This is a genomic window from Dokdonia sp. Asnod3-C12 (assembly GCF_045063975.1).
GTDB lineage: Bacteria > Bacteroidota > Bacteroidia > Flavobacteriales > Flavobacteriaceae > Dokdonia.
In genome coordinates this window covers 382,565-403,147 of record NZ_JBEFNY010000003.1, presented here as the reverse complement: position 1 = coordinate 403,147, position 20,583 = coordinate 382,565, and the positions used below count along the sequence as shown (strand labels likewise).

Genomic DNA, 20,583 nt, shown 5'->3' with positions numbered 1-20,583 from the left:
CCAACTATTAATAGGAGGGATGTCGCTCGCTCTAAATTATCAATTACATTGCGCTTTAAAGAAATACTATGAACTCCGAAAATCTCCAAATTATATCTGATATGTTGCTCATGGCAAAAGCAGATAATCACTTACATGAACGCGAGTATGATTTTATACTTATGGTTGCAAGACGCATGGGAATATCAAAAGATGAGGTTGATGCGCTTGTAAAAAGTCCTCAAGATAAGATGGTGTATAAGACAGAAATGCAACGCCTCACGCAGTTTCATAGGCTTCTATTGGTGATGAATGTAGATGAGGAAACTCAATTTGTAGAAATTGATACGCTACGCAATTACGGGCTAAAGCTAGGTATCAGGGCAGAAGCAGTGCTGCAAATCCTAAGTGAAATGGGAGATTATGAGCATAAAATAATTCCTTCTCATCGTCTTGTTGAGATTTTTAAAAGATTCTACAACTAACGATAATTGACAAAAAGGCAGTATTAAATACTGTAAATCGGTCAAAACGTCATAAAATTTACATTGGAACTGAATTTGCCTAACCCATAGCAGAATCAGTTAAACTTTAAATTTATAATTATGACTTTAGTTAGAAAAAATACAGCTCCATATTTACCATCAGTTTTTGAAGAATTATTGAATACTGACTGGCTAGGTGGAAGAACAAACACATTTGCAACTGCAACACCTTCTGTAAATATTATAGAGAAGGATGATTCCTTTACGGTGCAGGTAGCTGCTCCGGGTCTCAAGAAAGAGGACTTTAATATTCAGTTAGATAATGATTTGCTCACAATCTCTTCTGAAATTAAAAAAGATGAAGAGACTGCAGAAACTCAGAAATTTACGAGAAGAGAATTTAATTACACTTCGTTTAAGCGCTCGTTCAACTTACCTGAGTCTGTAAATACAGCAAAAATAACAGCCGAATATGTAGATGGTATTCTTGCAATAGGATTGCCTAAGCGTGAGGAAGCACGTGTGCAGCCATCTCGATTAATCGAGATAGCATAACAATTTAAGTTGGTTAGTTTGAGATTGGGTTTCCGTAAGGAGACCCTTTCTTATTTATGCGAGTTCCTTAAGTTTATCTTGGTAGACCTTAATTTGATCTCTGAGCTTTGCAGCCTGCATAAAGTCAAGCTCCTTTGCAGCAGCTTCCATAGCTTTACGAGTGCTTCTTATTTTCTTTTCAATCTGCGGCCTTGTTTGATACTCTTGAGCATCTTCGGCAGCTAGGTTTACAAGTTCTTCGGCTTCTATTTTATAAGCTTCTTTTTGAGTCATCGCATTATCCAGCGATTTTTTAATTGCCATCGGGCTCAATCCGTGCTTGGTATTGTAGTCTATTTGTTTTTGCCTACGGTAATTACTGTCGTCTATGGTTTCTTGCATAGAGCGAGTAATTTTATCTGCATACATAATCGCCTTACCGTTTATGTTACGGGCAGCACGACCTATCGTTTGTGTGAGTGACCTATTACTACGTAAAAAACCTTCCTTGTCTGCATCTAGTATCGCTACTAGAGAGACTTCAGGAAGATCCAGTCCTTCTCTTAATAAGTTTACACCCACAAGAACATCGTATAATCCTTTACGCAAATCTTGCATGATTTCTACACGTTCTAGCGTGTCTACATCAGAGTGTATATAGCGGGTTCTTATGTCGATTCGCGTTAGATATTTTGTAAGTTCCTCTGCCATACGCTTGGTAAGGGTAGTGACAAGGATACGTTCATCACGGGCCGTGACTTTTGTGATTTCTTCTATAAGATCATCTATTTGATTAAGGGAAGGACGTACTTCTACAATAGGGTCTAGTAAGCCTGTCGGTCTAATGATTTGCTCAACATAAGCTCCTTCGGTTTTTTGTAATTCATAATCTGCTGGAGTTGCAGATACGTAGATGACCTGGTTCTGCATAGCTTCCCATTCCTCAAATTTAAGAGGTCTGTTATCCATTGCTGCAGGAAGTCTAAAACCGTATTCTACTAGGTTTTCTTTCCTACTTCTATCACCTCCATACATAGCACTTACTTGAGAGACAGTTACGTGACTTTCATCTACCACCATTAAATAGTCGTCTGGAAAAAAGTCTAATAAACAGAACGGTCTAGTACCTGGCTCACGTCCATCAAGATATCTTGAGTAATTCTCTATTCCTGAACAATAGCCTAGCTCGCGTATCATCTCAAGGTCAAAATTAGTTCGCTCATCAAGGCGTTTTGCTTCTAGGTGTTTACCTACGCCTTCAAAAAAGCCAACTTGCTTTGTAAGATCCTCGCCTATTTGATTTATAGCTCCTTGGAGTACATCTTGCGAGGTCACAAACATATTTGCAGGGTAGATGCGCAATTGCGAGTACTTCTCAATCACCTCTGCAGATGCTGGATCAAAGGCTTCAATCTCCTCAATCTCATCACCAAAAAAGTGAATTCTAAACGCCATATCTGCATACCCAGGAAAAACCTCTACGGTATCTCCTTTAATTCTAAAATTTCCGTGGTTAAACTCACTTTCCGTTCTAGAATATAAACTTTGCACTAGTTTCTTAAGAAACATGGTGCGGGCGATTACTTGATCTTGCTTAATCTCAATAATGTTTTTTTGAAACTCGGCAGGGTTTCCTATACCGTATAAACAAGAAACAGAAGCTATCACAATCACATCACGCCTCCCAGAGAGTAGGGAAGTAGTGGTGCTCAATCGCATTTTTTCTATCTCCTCATTTATAGAAAGATCTTTTTCAATATAAACTCCAGAGGAAGGAATAAATGCTTCTGGCTGGTAGTAATCATAGTAGGAAACAAAATACTCTACGGCATTATTTGGAAAAAATGCTTTAAACTCGCTGTATAATTGGGCAGCAAGTGTTTTATTATGCGCAAGAACCAGTGTGGGTTTTTGCGTTTCTTGAATCACATTTGCCACGGTAAATGTCTTTCCACTTCCGGTCACACCTAGCAGCGTTTGGTAAGCTTCTTTTGCATTAACGCCGTCTACTAGTGATTTAATAGCAGTGGGCTGATCGCCAGTAGGTTTAAAGGGTGATTCAAGTTTAAATTTCAAGAGCAGAATTTTTTATAAAATTACGAGTTTTTACGCTTTCGCGAAAGCGTGACACTCCCAATGAAATGTTAGAAAAAATGAAACTTATGCTATTTACAGGGAAAGTGCTTAGTGAACCTCGTTTAAAGCACCTAAAAGTATCTCACAACCTTCCTTGATCTCATCCATAGAAATGGTAAGTGGAGGTGTGATTCTTATGGCAGTACTTTCAAAAAGTAGCCAGAATAAAATCAATCCGCGATCTTGGCATTTGAGGATAACTTCAGAAGCAATTTCTGCCGAAGGTGTCATGGCAGCAAGCATGAGTCCGCGGCCACGTATTTCTGTGATAAGCGGGTGAACTAGTAGTGATCTAATTAATTGTTCTTTTTCTAATGCTTCTTGCATTAGGTTGCTCTCTGTAATTTCTTGCAGTGTGGCAAGTGCAGCAGCTGCAATCACTGGGTGACCGCCAAAAGTGGTGATATGACCAAGTTTTGGATTATCTGAAAGCAAAGACATGATCTCTCGTGAAGCAGTGAATGCGCCTATAGGCATACCGCCACCTAATCCTTTTCCAGTAACAAGAATGTCTGGAACTGCATTATAATGCTCAAAACCGAAGAGTTTGCCAGTGCGACCCATTCCTGGCTGAATTTCGTCCAAAATCAGTAGGGCGCCAACTTCCTGACATCGTGCTTTTACTTTTGCTAGAAAATGATGAGTAGGTTCTATAAAACCAGCTCCACCTTGGATTGTCTCGAGGACAACACCTGCTGTTTTTTCTGTTATACGTTCAAGATAACGCTCACAATTAAACTTAATAAAAGCGACATCACCTATCATAGGGCGGAAGGGCGCAGTGCGCTCTTCATTACTCATCAAGCTTAACGCTCCATAGCTATTACCGTGATATGCATCTACGGCAGCAATTATTTCTGTTCTTCCTGTTGCTCGTCTTGCGAGTTTTATAGCTCCATCTATCGCTTCTGTGCCGCTATTTACGAGATACGTGCTCTCTAGTGGCTCAGGAAGATGTTGTGCGAGAAGTTTTGTGAGTTGTACGGCTGGAGATTGTGCGTATTCTCCATAAACCATTACGTGCAGGTATTTATCGAGCTGATCTGTAATTGCTTTTTTTACTCTAGGATGTTGATGTCCTAAGCTGCAAGCAGAAACTCCAGCGACAAAATCTAGATATTTTTTGTTTGCAGTGTCATATATATAACTTCCTTCTGCACGTGCTACTTCCATCGCTAGTGGATGCGGAGTGGTTTGCGCTTGGTAGGTGAGGAAATCTGATTTCATATAATAGTAGATGACACTGGGAAATCTCAAATTTTCGCGAAAGCGAAATCAAATACACGTTTTTCTAAATAATAATAAGGAGGATGTTATCTCCCTTGTCTTCTTCCAGCACGGGCAGATGTGCGCTGTCCATACTGTTGTTTAGGTTGGTTACCCGCACGTTTCATATTTTCTTTCATCATTTTGAGTTGTTCACCTAGCATGTTGTGCTTATCGTGAGACTCTGCTTCCTTCATAAGAACTTGTGCTTCTCGCTTGCGATTTTTGCTCATTGCTATACCTGCAAGGCTCAGTTTTGCCATTGCAAGATCTGCGTCCATAGATAAACCTAGCTCTATAGCTTTTCTAAAATATTTTTCGGCAAGGCTCATATTAGTTTGTGATACCATTAATCCTTGTAGGTAATTGTAATATCCTTCTTGCTTTTTTACGAGTGCAGTGGTTGGGTTTTTAATCTTTTCGAGCCATTTTTGTGCTCCAGGGAAGTCTTGTTTACGTAGGCGTAAGAAGGCTAGGAGTATAATTTCGTTCTTAAAGTATAAGAATATAAATATTCCCATTAATAGTAAGAGCATGATGCCGTTTCCTATTTCATTTTCAATAAACTGCCATACAGCAGCGGCCAGTGTGGCTAGGGCAAGAACAAGTTTGATATTTTTATTGAACATATATTGTATTTAGGTCGAATGATTTGTTATTTTTGCCTGACTCTGTGAGGCGATTGCAAAGGTATACAAAAGGAGATAAAATATTTTCATTTTTCCATTTGCAGAAGTAAAAACTTCTCGTATATTTGCGCCCAGCTTAGAGAGCTGTAATAAAAAGAAATTAAAGGCGGTCTTATAAAGACCTTAAAGAAGATACAAAATGAGCAAGAGAACGTTTCAGCCATCAAAAAGAAAAAGAAGAAACAAACACGGTTTTAGAGAGCGTATGGCTTCAGTAAACGGTCGTAAAGTTTTAGCACGTCGTCGTGCTAAAGGAAGAAAGAAAATCAGTGTATCTTCTGAAACTCGTCACAAAAAATAATGCATCTTTAAGATGTATATATAAGGTGTTGCTTTTTTTAAGCAACACCTTTTTTTATACCCTGTAAGTTCCTAATTTTAGAAAACATTAGAAAAAAATTAAGTAAATGCCTAAAAATCAAAACTTAAAATCGATTCTACTTATAGGCTCAGGGCCTATAGTCATTGGTCAAGCGTGTGAATTTGATTATGCTGGATCCCAATCTTTACGTTCTTTACGAGAAGATGGTATTGAGACTATTCTTATCAATTCTAACCCGGCGACTATTATGACTGATCCGACAATGGCGGATCATGTGTATTTATTACCATTAAATACGAAGTCAATTATTCAAATCTTAAAGGAACATCCCCAGATAGATGCTGTACTTCCTACAATGGGTGGACAGACTGCGCTTAACCTTTGTATTGAAGCAGACGAAAAAGGGATTTGGAAAGACTTTGGTGTAGAACTTATAGGTGTTGATATTGCTGCGATTAATATTACAGAAGATCGCGATCAGTTTAAAAACTTAATGCGCGACATAGGTATACCGATGGCACCACAAGCAAGTGCAAACTCGTTCTTAAAAGGAAAAGAGATTGCGCAAGAGTTTGGTTTTCCATTAGTGATACGTTCTTCATTTACACTAGGTGGAGCAGGAGCTTCATTTGTATTTGAAGAAAAAGATTTTGATAAATTACTTTCACATGGTCTAGAAGCATCGCCAGTACATGAGGTGATGATAGATAAGGCTCTTTTAGGCTGGAAGGAATATGAGCTAGAATTATTACGTGATGCAAATGATAACGTAGTAATCATCTGTGCGATAGAGAATATGGATCCTATGGGAATCCACACTGGAGATTCTATAACAGTAGCTCCAGCAATGACACTTTCTGACGTGACTTATCAAAAAATGCGTGATATGGCTATCCATATGATGCGTAGTATAGGTGATTTTGCAGGAGGATGTAATGTACAATTTGCAATAAATCCGGATAATGAAGAGGAGATTATTGCGATTGAAATTAACCCACGTGTATCAAGATCATCTGCACTAGCATCTAAAGCAACTGGATATCCTATTGCAAAAATTGCAACTAAGCTAGCAATAGGTTACCACCTTGATGAGCTGGATAATCAAATTACAAAGTCTACATCAGCGCTTTTTGAGCCTACCTTAGATTATGTTATTGTAAAAATACCACGTTGGAATTTTGATAAGTTTGAAGGAAGTGATCGCACACTTGGCTTACAGATGAAATCTGTAGGAGAAGTGATGGGTATAGGTCGTTCTTTTCAAGAAGCATTACACAAAGCGACACAATCACTTGAGATTAAGCGTAATGGGTTAGGAGCAGATGGTAAAGGCTATAAAAGCTATGACCAGATTATAGAGAAGCTTACATATGCGAGTTGGGATCGTGTATTTGTAATCTATGATGCAATCCAGATGGGTATTCCATTAAACCGTATTCATGAGATTACTAAAATTGACATGTGGTTCCTTAAGCAATACGAGGAAATGTATGCAATGGAGAAAGAAATTTCTACATATAAATTAGATACGCTTCCGCGAAATTTACTTATGGAAGCTAAGCAACAAGGGTTTGCAGATCGTCAGATTGCACACATGTTAGGATGCTTAGAAAGCGAAGTAACATTTAAACGTGATGAACTACGTGTAAACCGAACATTTAAGCTCGTGGATACGTGTGCAGCAGAGTTTGTTGCAAAAACTCCTTATTTTTATTCTACTTTTGAAAATGATGTAGAGCTAGCAGATGGAACATTAACAACTCACAATGAGAGTATTGTTTCAGATAAGAAAAAGGTTATCGTATTAGGTTCTGGTCCTAACCGTATAGGTCAAGGAATAGAATTTGACTACTGCTGTGTACACGGTGTGATGGCAGCTGCAGAGTGTGGTTATGAAACAATCATGATTAACTGTAATCCAGAAACGGTGTCTACAGATTTTGATACTGCAGATAAACTTTACTTTGAGCCAGTATTCTGGGAGCATATTTATGACATTATTCGTCATGAAAAACCAGAAGGGGTAATTGTTCAACTAGGAGGGCAAACAGCGCTTAAGTTAGCTGAAAAATTAGATCGTTATGGTATCAAAATTTTAGGAACAAGCTATAAAGCACTTGATCTTGCTGAAGACCGTGGAAGTTTTTCTACACTTTTAAAAGATCTTAATATACCTTACCCAGAATTTGACGTTGCCGAAACAGCAGATGAGGCTCTAGCTGTAGCTGCAAAACTTGATTACCCAATTCTTGTAAGACCTTCATACGTTTTAGGAGGGCAAGGAATGAAGATTGTAATAAATGACAATGAACTTGAGGAGCACGTAGTAGATTTACTTCGTAAAATCCCTAATAATAAATTACTATTAGATCACTACTTAGATGGAGCTATAGAGGCAGAGGCAGATGCTATTTGTGATGGCGAAGATGTTTACATCATCGGTATTATGGAGCACATAGAACCTTGTGGTATTCACTCTGGTGACTCTAACGCTACCTTACCTCCTTTTAATCTGGGAGATCTTGTAATGGAGCAAATAAAAGATCACACTAGAAAAATTGCACTAGCTCTTGATACGGTAGGTCTTATAAACATCCAGTTTGCTGTTAAAGATGATAAGGTGTTTATTATAGAGGCAAATCCTCGTGCATCTCGTACGGTTCCATTTATTGCTAAGGCTTACAAAGAGCCTTATGTAAATTATGCAACTAAAGTGATGCTAGGAGCTAAAAAAGTAAAGGACTTTACTTTTAACCCGCAACTAGAAGGATATGCGATCAAGCAACCAGTATTCTCTTTCAATAAATTTCCTAATGTGAATAAAAATTTAGGGCCAGAAATGAAGAGTACTGGAGAAAGTATACTCTTTATTGACAACTTAAGAGATGATGCATTTTATGACCTATATGCTCGTAGAAAAATGTACTTGAGTAATTAAATATTATCTCATAATAATTTTGAAAAAGCCTACTTGATTAAGTAGGCTTTTTTTGTGCTAAACTGTTGGTAAGAACTAAAACTAACAGGCTGTACATGAGAGTATAATGTTTACTTTCTTTGCTTAATATTGTTAAAAATTTTGCATTTTGACGTGCTATTGTAATATAATTGTAGGTTTATTCTTTCAATGACAAGATTTTAAAAAAATCAATCTTATATTGTAAGCACAGACAATTAATTTTCCCCCATTGATGATTAAAAAATTACTTTTATTGAGCTTCTTTTTCCTATCGGTAAGTACGGTTGTTGCTCAAAATAACTATAAAAAGGTTGATAATGTAAGCCAAACTTCTCTAGCAGAAGTGGTGTCAATATATCCTAATCCTGCGATTGATAAAGTTCAAATTTCTAATGATTCTGATAGCAAACTTAAGGTCGAAATCTATAATATCTTAGGAGATTCCATGCTGAGTAAAAGCATCACTGGAAATGATGATTACATTGATATAACGAGATTACAAGCGGGTATTTATATAGTTTCTTTTACAGATGGTAAGCGTACGACTACCAAGAGACTAGTTAAAAACTAGCACTAAAATCATACTCATAAAAAAAGCCGCAATTTGCGGCTTTTTTTATTGTCTATTAAAATGTGGTGATTGTTCTGGAATTACTTTTGTGACAAAGTACTTTGAATCTCCCCAAAAAGAAAATGTCCCAAATCGTTCTATATATTCTAGCTTCACATATTGCCCTTGATATTCATTAAGCGCTTCAATAGCTTCTTTCTCTTGATCTAATACCGAGAAACTAAATATCTGTGCGCCACTTATACCTTGACTTATCTCGCCTTCCCAAGTTTTAAAAACTACTCCTTTATTTGAGAATTTTATAAGTTCTCCAGCGCGAGTTCCTTTACTATAGGGCACGTAGTATATAAATGCAAACCATCCCGCAGCCATAAGAAATATGGTGGTTAACACTACAAATAATATTTTTTTCATAATTGATTTATTCTATTAAAGTTATATCGTCGTCACTTGCAATAGCACGATTAACGATGTTTTCTGGAAGTTGTTTCTTTGCTTTTGCTCCCATTTTTTTCAATTTTTCAACGCGTGTAATTAGGTTTCCGTTTCCTTCTACAAGTTTATTCATTGCTGCCGAATATCCTGTCTTAGCATCGTCCATTTTTTTGCCTACAGCAGTTAAATCGGTCACTAGCCCATGAAATTTATCATATAACCCTCCGGCTTGCTTTGCAATCTCTAACGCATTCTGTTGTTGCTTCTCATTATTCCACATAGAATCGATGGTGCGCAATGTTGCTAGCAGCGTAGATGGAGTAACAATCACAATGTTCTTTTCAAAAGCCTGATTATATAATTGATTGTCATAGTTTATCGCCACCGCAAATGCTGGTTCAATAGGGATGAAAAGTAATACAAAATCTGGACTTTCAATCTGGTAAAGATCGTGGTAATTTTTATCACTTAGCTGTTGTATGTGACGTTTTAGAGCAGCTACATGATCTTTTAAATGAGTGTCACGTAGATGTAATTCTTCTTCATTTACAAATCGCTCATAAGCGCGAAGCGAGACTTTACTATCTACAATCATTTTTTTGTTATCTGGAAGGTGAATCACCACATCTGGTAATACTCTGTTACCTTCTTCTGTAGTAAAGCTCTGCTGTATAAAATATTCTCTATCTTTTTCAAGACCAGATTTTTCTAGTACTCTTTCTAGTACAAGTTCTCCCCAGTTACCTTGCATCTTACTATCTCCTTTGAGTGCTTTGGTAAGGTTATTTGCCTCCTTAGTCATTTGTTCATTAAGAGCCGTGAGGCCTTTAATTTGCTCATGTAAGGCAGAACTTCTGTGTATTGCTTCCTTGTTAGTAGACTCTACTTTGAGTTCAAATTTTTCAATTTTTTCCTGAAGAGGTTTTAGTATACTGTCAATATTTTTTTGATTCTGTAGCGTGAATTTATTCGACTTTTCATCGAGTATTTTACTAGCTATAATTTCAAAATCCTTGGTAAATTTTTCTTGTAATTGCTCTAGCTCGTTGGTCTTCTCATCCATGCGGAGTTTGAGATTCTCATAGGCAACATCACGCGCAGTAAGCTCATTTTGAAATTGATCTTTTTCCTCTCTTATGTAAGCTATTTGCTTCTCACTTTCAGCGCGTAATGCTTGAAGCTGATTGCTGCTTTCTTGTCTAAGCGATGTGGTTTCTTGTTGCGCTTTCGCGAAAGCGGTCTTACCCTCAACTACCTTCTCTTGCTCATTGTGAAGTCGTTCTTGTAAACTTATAAACTGTCCTTTCTTCTTAAGATTTGCAATGTAAAATCCTAATAGTCCTCCTACGAGAATGCCCAGGCAACCAATGATAATAAAAAGAAGTGTGTTATCCATATAATAATAGAGGTGATAAGATATATTGAGAATGTCTATTTACTAGGGTTAATCTATCTGAGTGTCTGGTAAATCTAGTACGGAAGATGTCTCTAGCGCGTTACCAGCAATCCCTTTTATAGAACCAAATAAGGCCGAAATATTTTCTTGTACCACCCAGATTTGCTTCTCACGTGATGCCCATATTCTGTGCATCGCTTTTTTCTCTGAGTTGAGCTGATTGATCATGCCATCGTAGTTCTCTACTATGCGTTTTATGTTTTGCACAAACTCATTACTAGTAAGGTATCCATAAAGAAGCTCCATTTTATCTCCTTTATTCTCGTCAGATGATTTTACTGACTGTGTTTTAATGAGCATCTCTCTCAGTACAAATGAGACACTTTTCACCTCATGAAAACCACAAATCCAGACACCATCTTTCTCTCCAAAACGATCCATATCGCTAGGGAACGTTTCTGTCACAATCACGGCAATGTCTGCCTTACATTGTATTTGATCTTGCTTGAGTTTTTCTATCCAGTCGTTTGAGAAATTCTTAGTGCGCTTACTTTCATAAACGATAGAACCACATTGTTGCTGGAGTCTATTAACAACATTTTGAATACAATCTGCACCACGTATTCCCTTACCTACTTCCGTAATATTGTCAAAAGGGTAGGAGTGAGCAAGTAGTTCTTCTAGCGCAAGTTCCTGCACTTCTCCTTGCATTTGCATGCTTCCTTGCTCTGCCTTGCGCTTCATCTCGTCTATCAGCTTCTTTTGATCGTTTAACTTCTTTTCAAATTCCTTTTCTTTAAGGAACATAGCTTCACGCTCTTTTGCTCGGGCTTTATCCTCTATATCTTTTTGACTTTCAAGCAGCTGTTTTTGCATGGTGAGTTGCAACTCTTCTGCTTGTTCTTTTAGATGATTTTCACGCTTGAGTAAATCTATTTCAGCCGATTTTAATGTGCGGTTTTCTTCTTTGCGTTTATCATTTTCAGACTGTAGAGATTTCAATTGTTGCTCATAAGCCTCTTGAGTTGACTTTTCGATTTTCTCCTGCTCTTTAACTAAGCGCTGCTCTAGTTTTGCCTTAAAAAGCTCATTCTCACGCTCTTTTTTTTCTTCAAAGAGTGCTACTTCCTTTTCAAGCTTTGCACGTTCTGCATTAAATTTTTCGGCTTGTTCTGCTACTTTACGTTCGTATTGCGCTTTAAACTGCGCCTGTAGTTTTCCTGATAACGCCTCTTCTACGTCAAAGTTGTGAGCACAATTAGGGCATTGGATTTTATCAGTCATCGATCTCTTTATTTTTGATAGTAATTCCTAATATTTGGAAATATGCTATAAAGATAGGAGAAGTGGTAAACATACACTCGATTTACCAGTTTGCTTTTTCAACAAAAACATGTGATGGGATATCGACAGAAAGATAGTGGCTCACGTTCTTTGTACTTTGAGAATAAAGAGATAAAGTATCTCCCTCAAGCTCTTGATATTGCGGATTATAGAGCTGTTTGCCATTTTTATTTGTAATATAGTTTCTAGTAGATAGGGTGTTGTAATTATAGTCGTAGTAGCCTTGGTCTGTTTTTTTAGCTCGTAGCGTATCTAGATTATTCAAGTCAAATTCATCAAAAACCGCTAGCCTGCCGTCTTTATAAAACTTCAAGTATTTTTTATAATTATAAGTAGTCACTGCGTTTACCTTATCTTCATCATACTTATAATAATGAGCGACAAGTTTGTAGAGTTTTGTAGTGTCTATAATCTTATAGACTTCATTTGATGTTATTTCTTGCGCGACAAGTATATCATTAATCTTAGTAGTGTGCTTTGTGGTTGCTCTATATCCAGAGCAGCTCGTAATGATTATTAAGAGGATTATACTTGTATAAAAATTTTTCATTGAGATTATTTGAGAAAAAAGATACGCTTTTCTCTGTCAAACCCCACATTATCAGCAGGAAACAATGTGTCAAAAACTCCATTGCTTATCAAGCTAGATGGTGTGTCAAAGTGCGCTGTACCACTTTTCATGACTATCATCTTGTCACAGGCGTTTAGCGCATAAGGGATATCATGTGTGGAGAATAATATTGTTTTACCATGCGTATGGGCAATAGACGTAAGTAGTTTTAACAAAGAAGCCTTGTGATGTAGGTCTAAATGTGTCATAGGCTCATCAAGCAAAATTACGTCTGTGTTCTGAGCGAGCGCACGTGCTATTAAAACTCGCTGCAGCTGCCCATCACTAAGCTCGTAGCATTTTTTATCTTTGAGTGTGAAGGTCTCCGTATTTTTAAGAGCCTCGATAATTACTTCTCTATCGGTATCAGAAATGGTTCCCAGCCAGTTTGTGTAGGGTTGTCTTCCTAAGGCTACAAGTTCGACAACAGATAGATTTTTTGAGATAGGTTGGTTAGTAAGTACAACACTTAGTTGTTGTGCGAGTAGGGAAGGAGTAATGTTTTTTATTTGCTTTCGCGAAAGAGTAACCTCACCACTTACAGTAAGTTGTAATCCAGATAATGTGCGGAGCAATGTGGACTTTCCAGCGCCATTAATTCCCACAATACCTACGAGTTCTCCTTTGTTTATATTTAGGTTTATGTCGCTAGCAATGACAGTATTTACTGGCGATGCCAGATAGCCTATAGAAAGATCTGTAGTTTGTAAAATGCTATGTGAACTCGGATTATTCATCTAGAAAAGTAATTTCTTTTTACGCACTAATAACCAAATTACAACAGGAGCTCCTACCATCGCAGAAATTGCGTTGATGGGAAGCGTGAATTCGCTAAAAGGTACTTGCGCAATCGTGTCACAAATAAGCATTAAAATGGCACCTCCCATAATTACCGCTGGTAATAATATAATGTGTCTTGTGGTTTTTATCACCTGACGAATAAGATGCGGAACTGCAAGCCCTATAAAAGCAATAGGACCAGCAAAGGCAGTAATACTCCCTGCTAGCAGGCTAGTTGCGATGATAATAACTAATCTTGAACGTGAGAATCTAGTGCCTAAGGTTTTTGCATAAGCATCGCCAAGTAAAAAGCTATCGAGTGATTTTAGACTTGCGATGGATAAAACTAATCCTGCGGCAAAACAAAGTGCCAAAATCCCAACGCCATTCCATGATAAATCACCAAGACTTCCAAATGACCAAAAAACAAAACGCTGTAACTCCTCGGCTTTACTGAAGTATGCTAGAACGCTCACTACGGCGCTAGTAAGGCTGCCTACCATAAGACCTATAATGAGCAATGCCATGGTGTCTTTTACACGTGTAGCGACTCCTATAACCATGAGTAATACTAGAAAACTACCTGCGCTTGCGGCGATAATAAGACCCCATTTGCCAGAAAGAAGTGCTGTAGAAAGTCCGAGAGCGGTTCCTCCCAGAATGTATAATGCAACCCCTAAACTTGCTCCACTACTAATACCTAATACAAAAGGACCTGCCAGCGGATTACGGAAAAGTGTTTGCATGAGCAATCCAGATACCGCAAGTCCAGATCCGGCAATAATCGCGGTGATGGCCTTGGGCAACCTATAATCTACAATAATATATTCCCAAGAAGATTTTGAAACCTCAGTGCCTGTAAGACTCGCAATAACATCCTTTATAGGTATAGCAACAGATCCTAGACTTAGATTTGCTAGTACACATACTAACAGCACCAGCGTAAGAATGAGAAACGTAGGGATGTAGCTATTGTTATTCATCTAGTGTATCAAAAAAGGTAAATGCCTCTGTAATCATTTCTGGATGTAAGATTTTTGCAAGATCTCGCAATACTAAGTCAGGCCTGTTAGGTGCTAGCTCATAATATAACAATCCGCCAGTTTCACCTTTGTATTTTGCAAATGTGTAAACTTTCTTGTTTTTAAATGCGTCAAACTGAGCATAAGCAGGGTTATCACTCGCAAGCTTAGTGTAACTCGTGTACTGTCCTGGTGCTATCCAGAAGTCGGCTTGCTGTCCTTTCTCTAGTACAGATTCTATACTTAGTGCGATACTTCCAGCTCCTTCGGTCTCAGACCACAAGTAATTACCGCCAGCATCCTCAAGTACTTTTGCTTGCCAGCTGTCACCTTTAGGCAGATACCAGATATCTTTAAACATGCCGCCACTTAAAACTGTTGGCTTATTTTCTATAGTGGCTATTTGCTCTTTTAGTAGGTTGTAGTTCGTTTTTATGTGATTAAAAATGCTATCTGCCTCGCGCTCTTTGCCATATAGTGCGCCAAAAAACTTAATCCATTCTGCTTTTCCTAGCGGGTCTTTTTCCACCCAATCTCCATTATATAGTACAGGAATTCCAGCTCGTTCTACACTGTTGAGCGACTTGTTTTCTCCCTCTACACCAAAGCTTATAATTGCCTCGGGGCGTAGCTCGATAGTGAGTTCTGTATTGAGTGATTCGTTTTGACCAAGGTCAATAATTTCTTTGTTTGCAATACGCTTTCGCGAAAGCGGACTAGAAATATAATTAAGATTAGGAAAACCTTTTAAAGTCTCTGCTACCTCCAGCATTTCTAATGACGGAATATGTGTGGTTGAAGTAACGACAACAGTGTTTAACGGTGTTTTGAGAATGGCATCTACGCCTTGTGATTTAAGCTTTTCTTCTAGTTTGTTAGACTGCTCTATATCTGTATTATTTCCAGATGAATCTCTTGGTATTAGCGCATATTTGAACTCATTTTGCGCTCCAGGAAATGCTTCTGTAACTGTTATAATTGTATGATTTGAGTATTGTTTTATAGAGAATCCGTTTGCATAATCTATAGATAATGAAGTGCCTTGGCTATCGTTGTTTTTAACCTCTTTTGACTTCTCTTTACATGAAATGAAAAGTGATAATAAAGCAACTAGAAATAGGGTAGTGTTCTTCATCTGTCAAAAGTAGCATTAAAATAATCAATGCGACAAGCCCTCATTTAAGATTACAAATAACCGACTTGAGCTTATGATTAGTTTTTAAATATTTATAGATAGACTGAAACTTAGTTATGTATATTTGTGCCGAATTTTGGTTCTAATGTGCCACACGAGCACGGAGGATTAATAGGGAATTCCGTTAAAAACGGAAGCTGTTCCCGCAACTGTAAGCTAAGCCCTTTATGGGTTTGTTACTACTACAAAGCCACTGTCACAAGGTGTTGTGATGGGAAGGTGTAACAAAAGCAAGCCAGGAGACCTGCCACAATTCTTAATTAAAATCAAGCGACTCTCGGGTAAAGAGGCGGTAGATAATGAGACATATTTTCCTTTTTATTGCAGCGATGCTTTATGCACACGCGTCTGTTGGACAGATAGATACACTTCAAGTTTTACCTGAGGTGATATTGAGTGACGTAAAGTTACGAGAGCACAGCGTGGGGATTGCAATTCAAAAAGTATCTGATAGTATATTACAGCAGTCTAGAATATCTCTTACAGATGTTTTGAAGAATAATACAAGCATATATTTTAGGGAAAATGGTCCTGGAGGAGTTTCTTCGGCGTCTTTTAGAGGGACAAATGCTTCTCAAACAGCCGTGGTGTGGAATGGTATCAACATAAACAGTCAGCTCACAGGTCAAACTGATTTTAATACCATTTCCACTAATAATTATGATAATCTTGATGTGCGTGCAGGCGGTGGTAGCATCATTTATGGCTCAGGAGCAATAGGAGGGAGCGTCCACCTTAATAATGAAATCCAGTTCTACAAACGTGCTGAGACTATTATTTCTGCGGGTTATGGAAGTTTTGATACACAGGTAGCACATGCAAAAACAAGATTTTCTACAGACAAATTTTATGTGGACGTAGGAGCCGATTTCCAGCAGTCTGAAAATGATTTTGACTATCTGGATACAGATAATTTGTTCAATGCTAACGGTCAATATGAGAATCTAGATCTCAATCTCAATGCTGGCTACCTATTATCAAGTGATGGAGATAATACTCAAATTTTAAAATTACACCATAACACATATGTAGGCGATCGTAATTTTTCTGGTACGCTTACCGCACCATCTAATGATGCTTATGAGGATCGCAACACGAGAACCTTAGTAGCTTGGGAAAATCTAAGCAAGCGATATGATGGAACCTTGAGACTAGCTCATATTTACGAGCAATTCAGATATTTTGCAAACAATGAGTCAGACCTTAATGATTTAGGCAAAGCCGCTCGTTACCTAGCAAACTATGAGGGGACTTTAAAAATAGATTCATCCAAGAGACTTACGTTTTTGGGAGAAATAAACACGATATCGGCAGCGGGGGCCTCCATCGAGAATGCCTCAAGAAGGAGTGCCTCTGCCGTAGCATTATGGAAACATCAAGTGCTATCGACATTGAGTTATGAAATACAGGTAAGGCAGGAAGTTGTTGAAGATTATCGTAGTCCATTCTTGCTAGGGGTTGGTTTGGATTACGCTTTCGCGAAAGAGTACATGCTTTCATTCAACGCTTCCCGCAATTACCGTATACCTACATTTAATGATACCTACTGGGCCGGTCCAGGAGCTATGGGTAATCCTGATATCCGTCCAGAAACCAGTAAGCAAGCCGAGCTAGGGATTTCTAGAAGTCAGAACAACGTCACTTTAGGTTTAAGAGGTTTTTATATAGATACAGACGATCTTATTAAATGGCAACCTAACAGTGCAGGAATATGGAGTCCTGTAAACATTGAAGATACGGAGCATTATGGAGCCGAGTTTTCTTTTAAATTAGATAAGAAAATAGGACAGCATCGTCTTGCAGCAAGCGCAGCATATGCCCATACAATTGCAGAGAATGCAGAAACTAATAAGCAACTTATTTATGTGCCTAAAAACAAAGGAACTATAGGTTTGAGTCATAATTATAGTTGGCTTAGCTCATACATTCAAGGTACTTATAATGGAAGCGTATTTACGACAACGGATAATACATCAACAGTAGAAGATTCTTTTGTTGCAAATGCAGGCATAACTGCAGAGCTTTTTAAAAATGGAAATCGTAAGATGACCTTGTCCACCAAATTAAATAATGTCTTGAATACAAATTACCAGACGGTCGCTTTTAGACCTAATCCTGGCCGCAACTTTTTAATACAAACAACGTATACTTTTTAAACACAATTATGAAAAAAACAATTTATTTATTATCCGTACTATCGCTATTTGCTTTCTCTTGTGAAAGTGATGATGACTTCACAGAGCCGATTATAGAAGTAGAAGTAGAAGATGAGGCCTATGAGAATGGATTTTTAGTGACTAATCAGGGACCTTTTAATAATGGTTTTGGAACAGTCTCGTTTATCGATGAAGGATTTAGTGCTATCGAAAATGATATTTATCAGACGGTAAACAATGACAACCTAGGTAACATTGTGCAATCTATAGGGTTTACAGAGGATAATGCCTATGTGGTTGCAAATATTGGGAATAGACTTACGATAGTAGACAGATTTACCTTTGAAGAAATAGCTCGTATAGAGACTGGTTTATCTAATCCAAGATTTTTTGCAAGTGTAGACGGTAAGGGATATTTGACTAACTGGGGAGACGGAGCAGATGCAACAGATGATTATATTGCAGTTATAGATCTAGCCACTAATACAATCACAAATACTATCGCAGTAGAAGAAGGACCTGAAGAAATACTTTACAACGGGACTTATCTTTATGTAACAAACCAAGGTGGTTTTGGCGTAAATGACATTGTTACGGTAATTGATCCTGCTACTGATACTGTTATAACAACAATACCAGTAGGTGATGCGCCTAATGGATTAGAGTTAGATAGCTCAGGTAATTTATGGGTGCTTGCTGGAGGTTCTCCTGCATTTACAGGTACAGAGACTGCTGGAAGTTTATCTGCAATCAATACAACTACAAATACAGTATCTGCTTCATTTGATTTTGGAGTTACAGATCATCCTAACTCTATTAATATAGAAGGCCAAAATCTTTATTACTATTTAAATGGGGAGGTTTTTGTTTCTTCTACGACAAACTTCGCAATACCTACTACTCCAGAACTAACTGGATTATCCTTATTTAATATAGTTGTAAGAGATGATATCTTAATAGGCGCAAATCCAGGGGATTTCTCTAGCAATGGAACTATAGAGGTTTATGATCTTACATCTGGGACTATTATCACTTCACTTAGTGCCAGCTTAGGAACAGATCAGATATATTTTAATGAATAGTATTTATTCCTAGAATAGACTACAATAAAAAGGGGTAATTATATGTTACCCCTTTTTTATTACTCTTAAATTGCTGTTTATAAATCGATGTGATCTACCATCATACGCTGGTATAATGGATCTTCTTGTTCTGAATCGTAAATAGATCGTTGTATGCGGGTATTGTAGTTTGTGCTACTTCTACCATTTAATATAATGTCTATAGCTGCATCCAATAGTGGCTCCCCTTGTTCTCCTAGTTGTCCAAAGTTTTCAAAATCTTCGGCAATTAGTAAGTCTGGTGTGAAACCATCAAAGTAGTCTGTTAGCCCATCAGCATTCACAGATTTCAATACTAATGGAAGCATTACATAACGGTGATTAGGGTTTGCCTCCGAACGACGGAAGTTAGGTGCAGGAGCATCATATAATAAAAATGAACCTTCAAATTTACCTACAGTGTTAGTTCCTATTTGAATTACCTCAATGTAAGGATCAAGACCGCTTAGTATAAGTTCGCTCGCACTTGCAGATCTCCCTGTTGTTAATACAAAAACTCTCGTCAGGCCTAAGCTGTTTATAGCTGGTCCATCATCACCAGAGCCAAGATTGTTATTAAATCTTCTTACGAATTCATTTGCTTGATTTCTATCCGCATTATACTCTTGCGTTATGAATTCTTCACCGTTAAACTGTCCAGTAATCATTGTAGAAAGATCATTTGCGGTTTCTATAGATCCACCTCCATTATATCTTAAATCAAGAACAAGATCTGTAACTCCAGCACTACGAAATTGCGCAAAAGCAGCGTTGAGTTCGCTATCAAACTCATTAGTAAATCCTGTGTAATGTAAATATCCTATTTCATTACCTCCCACGCTCAGTACGTTTACCGTATGTACAGGGTTTATGGTGAGTTCAGTTTTTGTAATTACAATTTCTTCTCCTGTCGTGGTAAAGTCTGTTCCATCATAGGTTGCTAATCCTATGGTGTAACTATCTGGAGCAAAAAAGCTATTAAAATTTGTACTTCCATCTATCGCTTGTCCATCACCACTTGTGAGTGGTTGTCCATCTACAAGTGTAAATATCATTCCTCGCTCTGCTCCAGCAAGATCTGCTGGGCTGTCATTTACTACATAACGTACAACTCCAAAAGCAGTAGTAGGATCGTTAGGCATAATTAACAAAGACAGGTTTAATCCAGAAGAAGTACGTATACCTGCAAGAGAGTTTTCTAGAGCAACATAATCATCTCTTAATATGCTAAAGCGATCTCGTGTAGATGTAAGCGCGTCAAAAGTCGCTTCCGGAGAAGAGAACTGACTTAAATAATCAAATCTAGCGGCGTCATTTTCAAAAAAGTCATTTGCTAGTTCTGGTACATCTTCTTTGTATAGTGACCAATAATTTAAACCTCGATATACAAAGTCAGATATTTCAATATTCTCTGCTGGTATTAGATTGTCATCAAGGTCATCATCACAAGAACTTAAAAATACAAGAAGTGCGAGTGATAGGAGCGTTATGTTTTTCATCAATAATGAGGGTTTAATGGTGATATACTGTAAATATAGTTAAACGAAATACCAACGCAAAGATTACATAGTTTCTCGTTATTTCATAAAAAAGCCTCTCTATAA

At 37.7% G+C, this 20,583-nt stretch carries 18 protein-coding genes and 1 riboswitch; of the genes, 7 read left to right on the top strand and 11 right to left on the bottom strand.

Going from position 1 to position 20,583, the window contains the following annotated elements:
* Nucleotides 1–68: 68 nt before the first annotated feature.
* Nucleotides 69–464 (top strand): TerB family tellurite resistance protein, encoded by a 396-nt coding sequence (locus ACJJVW_RS01790; protein WP_405250560.1) that lies wholly within the window; start codon nucleotides 69–71, stop codon nucleotides 462–464.
* 120 nt (nucleotides 465–584) lie between these two features.
* Nucleotides 585–1,019, top strand: coding sequence for an Hsp20/alpha crystallin family protein (locus ACJJVW_RS01785; protein WP_405250559.1), 435 nt, complete (start codon nucleotides 585–587; stop codon nucleotides 1,017–1,019).
* Between the two features lie 54 nt (nucleotides 1,020–1,073).
* Here ACJJVW_RS01785 and uvrB read toward each other — a convergent pair whose 3' ends face one another.
* The 3 genes from uvrB to ACJJVW_RS01770 form a co-directional block, all read right to left on the bottom strand.
* Nucleotides 1,074–3,074, bottom strand: a complete 2,001-nt coding sequence (uvrB, locus tag ACJJVW_RS01780; RefSeq protein ID WP_405250558.1) for an excinuclease ABC subunit UvrB — start codon at nucleotides 3,072–3,074, stop codon at nucleotides 1,074–1,076.
* Between the two features lie 108 nt (nucleotides 3,075–3,182).
* The gene (locus tag ACJJVW_RS01775) at nucleotides 3,183–4,361 is read right to left on the bottom strand and encodes an aspartate aminotransferase family protein (protein ID WP_405250557.1); all 1,179 of its coding nucleotides are present in this window, start codon (nucleotides 4,359–4,361) and stop codon (nucleotides 3,183–3,185) included.
* Nucleotides 4,362–4,447: 86 nt separating this feature from the next.
* Nucleotides 4,448–5,029 carry a DUF2892 domain-containing protein gene (locus tag ACJJVW_RS01770; protein WP_298327102.1) on the bottom strand — a complete coding sequence of 194 codons (582 nt, stop codon included), beginning with the start codon at nucleotides 5,027–5,029 and terminating at the stop codon, nucleotides 4,448–4,450.
* A gap of 199 nt (nucleotides 5,030–5,228) precedes the next feature.
* On the opposite strand from ACJJVW_RS01770, the gene rpmH reads away from it, so the two are divergent.
* The 3 genes from rpmH to ACJJVW_RS01755 all read left to right on the top strand — a co-directional run bounded on the left by rpmH (nucleotide 5,229) and on the right by ACJJVW_RS01755 (nucleotide 8,941).
* The gene (gene rpmH, locus ACJJVW_RS01765; protein WP_013751688.1) at nucleotides 5,229–5,390 is read left to right on the top strand and encodes a 50S ribosomal protein L34; all 162 of its coding nucleotides are present in this window, start codon (nucleotides 5,229–5,231) and stop codon (nucleotides 5,388–5,390) included.
* A 106-nt stretch (nucleotides 5,391–5,496) separates the two neighbouring features.
* The gene (gene carB / locus ACJJVW_RS01760) at nucleotides 5,497–8,349 is read left to right on the top strand and encodes a carbamoyl-phosphate synthase large subunit (protein WP_298327105.1); all 2,853 of its coding nucleotides are present in this window, start codon (nucleotides 5,497–5,499) and stop codon (nucleotides 8,347–8,349) included.
* A 253-nt stretch (nucleotides 8,350–8,602) separates the two neighbouring features.
* Nucleotides 8,603–8,941 (top strand): T9SS type A sorting domain-containing protein, encoded by a 339-nt coding sequence (locus ACJJVW_RS01755; protein WP_405250556.1) that lies wholly within the window; start codon nucleotides 8,603–8,605, stop codon nucleotides 8,939–8,941.
* Between the two features lie 45 nt (nucleotides 8,942–8,986).
* On the opposite strand, the gene ACJJVW_RS01750 is transcribed toward ACJJVW_RS01755, so the two are convergent.
* The 7 genes from ACJJVW_RS01750 to ACJJVW_RS01720 form a co-directional block, all read right to left on the bottom strand.
* Nucleotides 8,987–9,355, bottom strand: a complete 369-nt coding sequence (locus tag ACJJVW_RS01750) for a hypothetical protein (protein WP_013751691.1) — start codon at nucleotides 9,353–9,355, stop codon at nucleotides 8,987–8,989.
* A 7-nt stretch (nucleotides 9,356–9,362) separates the two neighbouring features.
* Nucleotides 9,363–10,772 carry a DNA recombination protein RmuC gene (rmuC, locus tag ACJJVW_RS01745; protein WP_405250555.1) on the bottom strand — a complete coding sequence of 470 codons (1,410 nt, stop codon included), beginning with the start codon at nucleotides 10,770–10,772 and terminating at the stop codon, nucleotides 9,363–9,365.
* A gap of 48 nt (nucleotides 10,773–10,820) precedes the next feature.
* On the bottom strand, nucleotides 10,821–12,056 hold the full coding sequence (locus tag ACJJVW_RS01740) for a DUF2130 domain-containing protein (protein WP_405250554.1): 1,236 nt from the start codon (nucleotides 12,054–12,056) through the stop codon (nucleotides 10,821–10,823).
* An 82-nt stretch (nucleotides 12,057–12,138) separates the two neighbouring features.
* Nucleotides 12,139–12,666: a hypothetical protein gene (locus tag ACJJVW_RS01735; RefSeq protein WP_405250552.1), complete on the bottom strand. Its 528-nt coding sequence runs from the start codon at nucleotides 12,664–12,666 to the stop codon at nucleotides 12,139–12,141.
* A 5-nt stretch (nucleotides 12,667–12,671) separates the two neighbouring features.
* The gene (locus tag ACJJVW_RS01730; protein ID WP_405250551.1) at nucleotides 12,672–13,463 is read right to left on the bottom strand and encodes an ABC transporter ATP-binding protein; all 792 of its coding nucleotides are present in this window, start codon (nucleotides 13,461–13,463) and stop codon (nucleotides 12,672–12,674) included.
* Nucleotides 13,464–14,489 carry an iron chelate uptake ABC transporter family permease subunit gene (locus ACJJVW_RS01725; protein WP_405250550.1) on the bottom strand — a complete coding sequence of 342 codons (1,026 nt, stop codon included), beginning with the start codon at nucleotides 14,487–14,489 and terminating at the stop codon, nucleotides 13,464–13,466.
* Nucleotides 14,482–15,663: an ABC transporter substrate-binding protein gene (locus ACJJVW_RS01720; protein ID WP_405250549.1), complete on the bottom strand. Its 1,182-nt coding sequence runs from the start codon at nucleotides 15,661–15,663 to the stop codon at nucleotides 14,482–14,484. The genes ACJJVW_RS01725 and ACJJVW_RS01720 overlap by 8 nt, the downstream gene beginning before the upstream one ends.
* Before the next feature lie 120 nt (nucleotides 15,664–15,783).
* Nucleotides 15,784–15,990: riboswitch (cobalamin riboswitch) on the top strand.
* 32 nt (nucleotides 15,991–16,022) lie between these two features.
* On the opposite strand from ACJJVW_RS01720, the gene ACJJVW_RS01715 reads away from it, so the two are divergent.
* Entirely contained in the window at nucleotides 16,023–17,879 is a 1,857-nt protein-coding gene (locus ACJJVW_RS01715) for a TonB-dependent receptor (protein WP_405250548.1), read from the top strand.
* 8 nt (nucleotides 17,880–17,887) lie between these two features.
* Entirely contained in the window at nucleotides 17,888–18,961 is a 1,074-nt protein-coding gene (locus ACJJVW_RS01710) for a YncE family protein (protein WP_405250547.1), read from the top strand.
* 77 nt (nucleotides 18,962–19,038) lie between these two features.
* Here the strand turns inward: ACJJVW_RS01710 and ACJJVW_RS01705 are convergent, their stop codons facing one another.
* A complete protein-coding gene (locus ACJJVW_RS01705) occupies nucleotides 19,039–20,478 on the bottom strand; it encodes a S41 family peptidase (RefSeq protein ID WP_405250546.1) in 1,440 nt (479 codons plus the stop codon).
* Nucleotides 20,479–20,583 lie beyond the last annotated feature (105 nt).

What these genes read in the sequence shown, in the direction of transcription:
- ACJJVW_RS01720 (WP_405250549.1), bottom strand. Translation starts at nt 15,663, where the DNA reads ATGAAGAACACTACCCTATTTCTAGTTGCTTTATTATCACTTTTCATT.
- ACJJVW_RS01755 (WP_405250556.1), top strand. Translation starts at nt 8,603, where the DNA reads ATGATTAAAAAATTACTTTTATTGAGCTTCTTTTTCCTATCGGTAAGT.
- ACJJVW_RS01730 (WP_405250551.1), bottom strand. Translation starts at nt 13,463, where the DNA reads ATGAATAATCCGAGTTCACATAGCATTTTACAAACTACAGATCTTTCT.
- ACJJVW_RS01710 (WP_405250547.1), top strand. Translation starts at nt 17,888, where the DNA reads ATGAAAAAAACAATTTATTTATTATCCGTACTATCGCTATTTGCTTTC.
- ACJJVW_RS01770 (WP_298327102.1), bottom strand. Translation starts at nt 5,029, where the DNA reads ATGTTCAATAAAAATATCAAACTTGTTCTTGCCCTAGCCACACTGGCC.
- ACJJVW_RS01735 (WP_405250552.1), bottom strand. Translation starts at nt 12,666, where the DNA reads ATGAAAAATTTTTATACAAGTATAATCCTCTTAATAATCATTACGAGC.
- ACJJVW_RS01740 (WP_405250554.1), bottom strand. Translation starts at nt 12,056, where the DNA reads ATGACTGATAAAATCCAATGCCCTAATTGTGCTCACAACTTTGACGTA.
- ACJJVW_RS01715 (WP_405250548.1), top strand. Translation starts at nt 16,023, where the DNA reads ATGAGACATATTTTCCTTTTTATTGCAGCGATGCTTTATGCACACGCG.
- ACJJVW_RS01705 (WP_405250546.1), bottom strand. Translation starts at nt 20,478, where the DNA reads ATGAAAAACATAACGCTCCTATCACTCGCACTTCTTGTATTTTTAAGT.
- rmuC (WP_405250555.1), bottom strand. Translation starts at nt 10,772, where the DNA reads ATGGATAACACACTTCTTTTTATTATCATTGGTTGCCTGGGCATTCTC.
- ACJJVW_RS01750 (WP_013751691.1), bottom strand. Translation starts at nt 9,355, where the DNA reads ATGAAAAAAATATTATTTGTAGTGTTAACCACCATATTTCTTATGGCT.
- rpmH (WP_013751688.1), top strand. Translation starts at nt 5,229, where the DNA reads ATGAGCAAGAGAACGTTTCAGCCATCAAAAAGAAAAAGAAGAAACAAA.
- ACJJVW_RS01775 (WP_405250557.1), bottom strand. Translation starts at nt 4,361, where the DNA reads ATGAAATCAGATTTCCTCACCTACCAAGCGCAAACCACTCCGCATCCA.
- carB (WP_298327105.1), top strand. Translation starts at nt 5,497, where the DNA reads ATGCCTAAAAATCAAAACTTAAAATCGATTCTACTTATAGGCTCAGGG.
- ACJJVW_RS01785 (WP_405250559.1), top strand. Translation starts at nt 585, where the DNA reads ATGACTTTAGTTAGAAAAAATACAGCTCCATATTTACCATCAGTTTTT.
- ACJJVW_RS01790 (WP_405250560.1), top strand. Translation starts at nt 69, where the DNA reads ATGAACTCCGAAAATCTCCAAATTATATCTGATATGTTGCTCATGGCA.
- ACJJVW_RS01725 (WP_405250550.1), bottom strand. Translation starts at nt 14,489, where the DNA reads ATGAATAACAATAGCTACATCCCTACGTTTCTCATTCTTACGCTGGTG.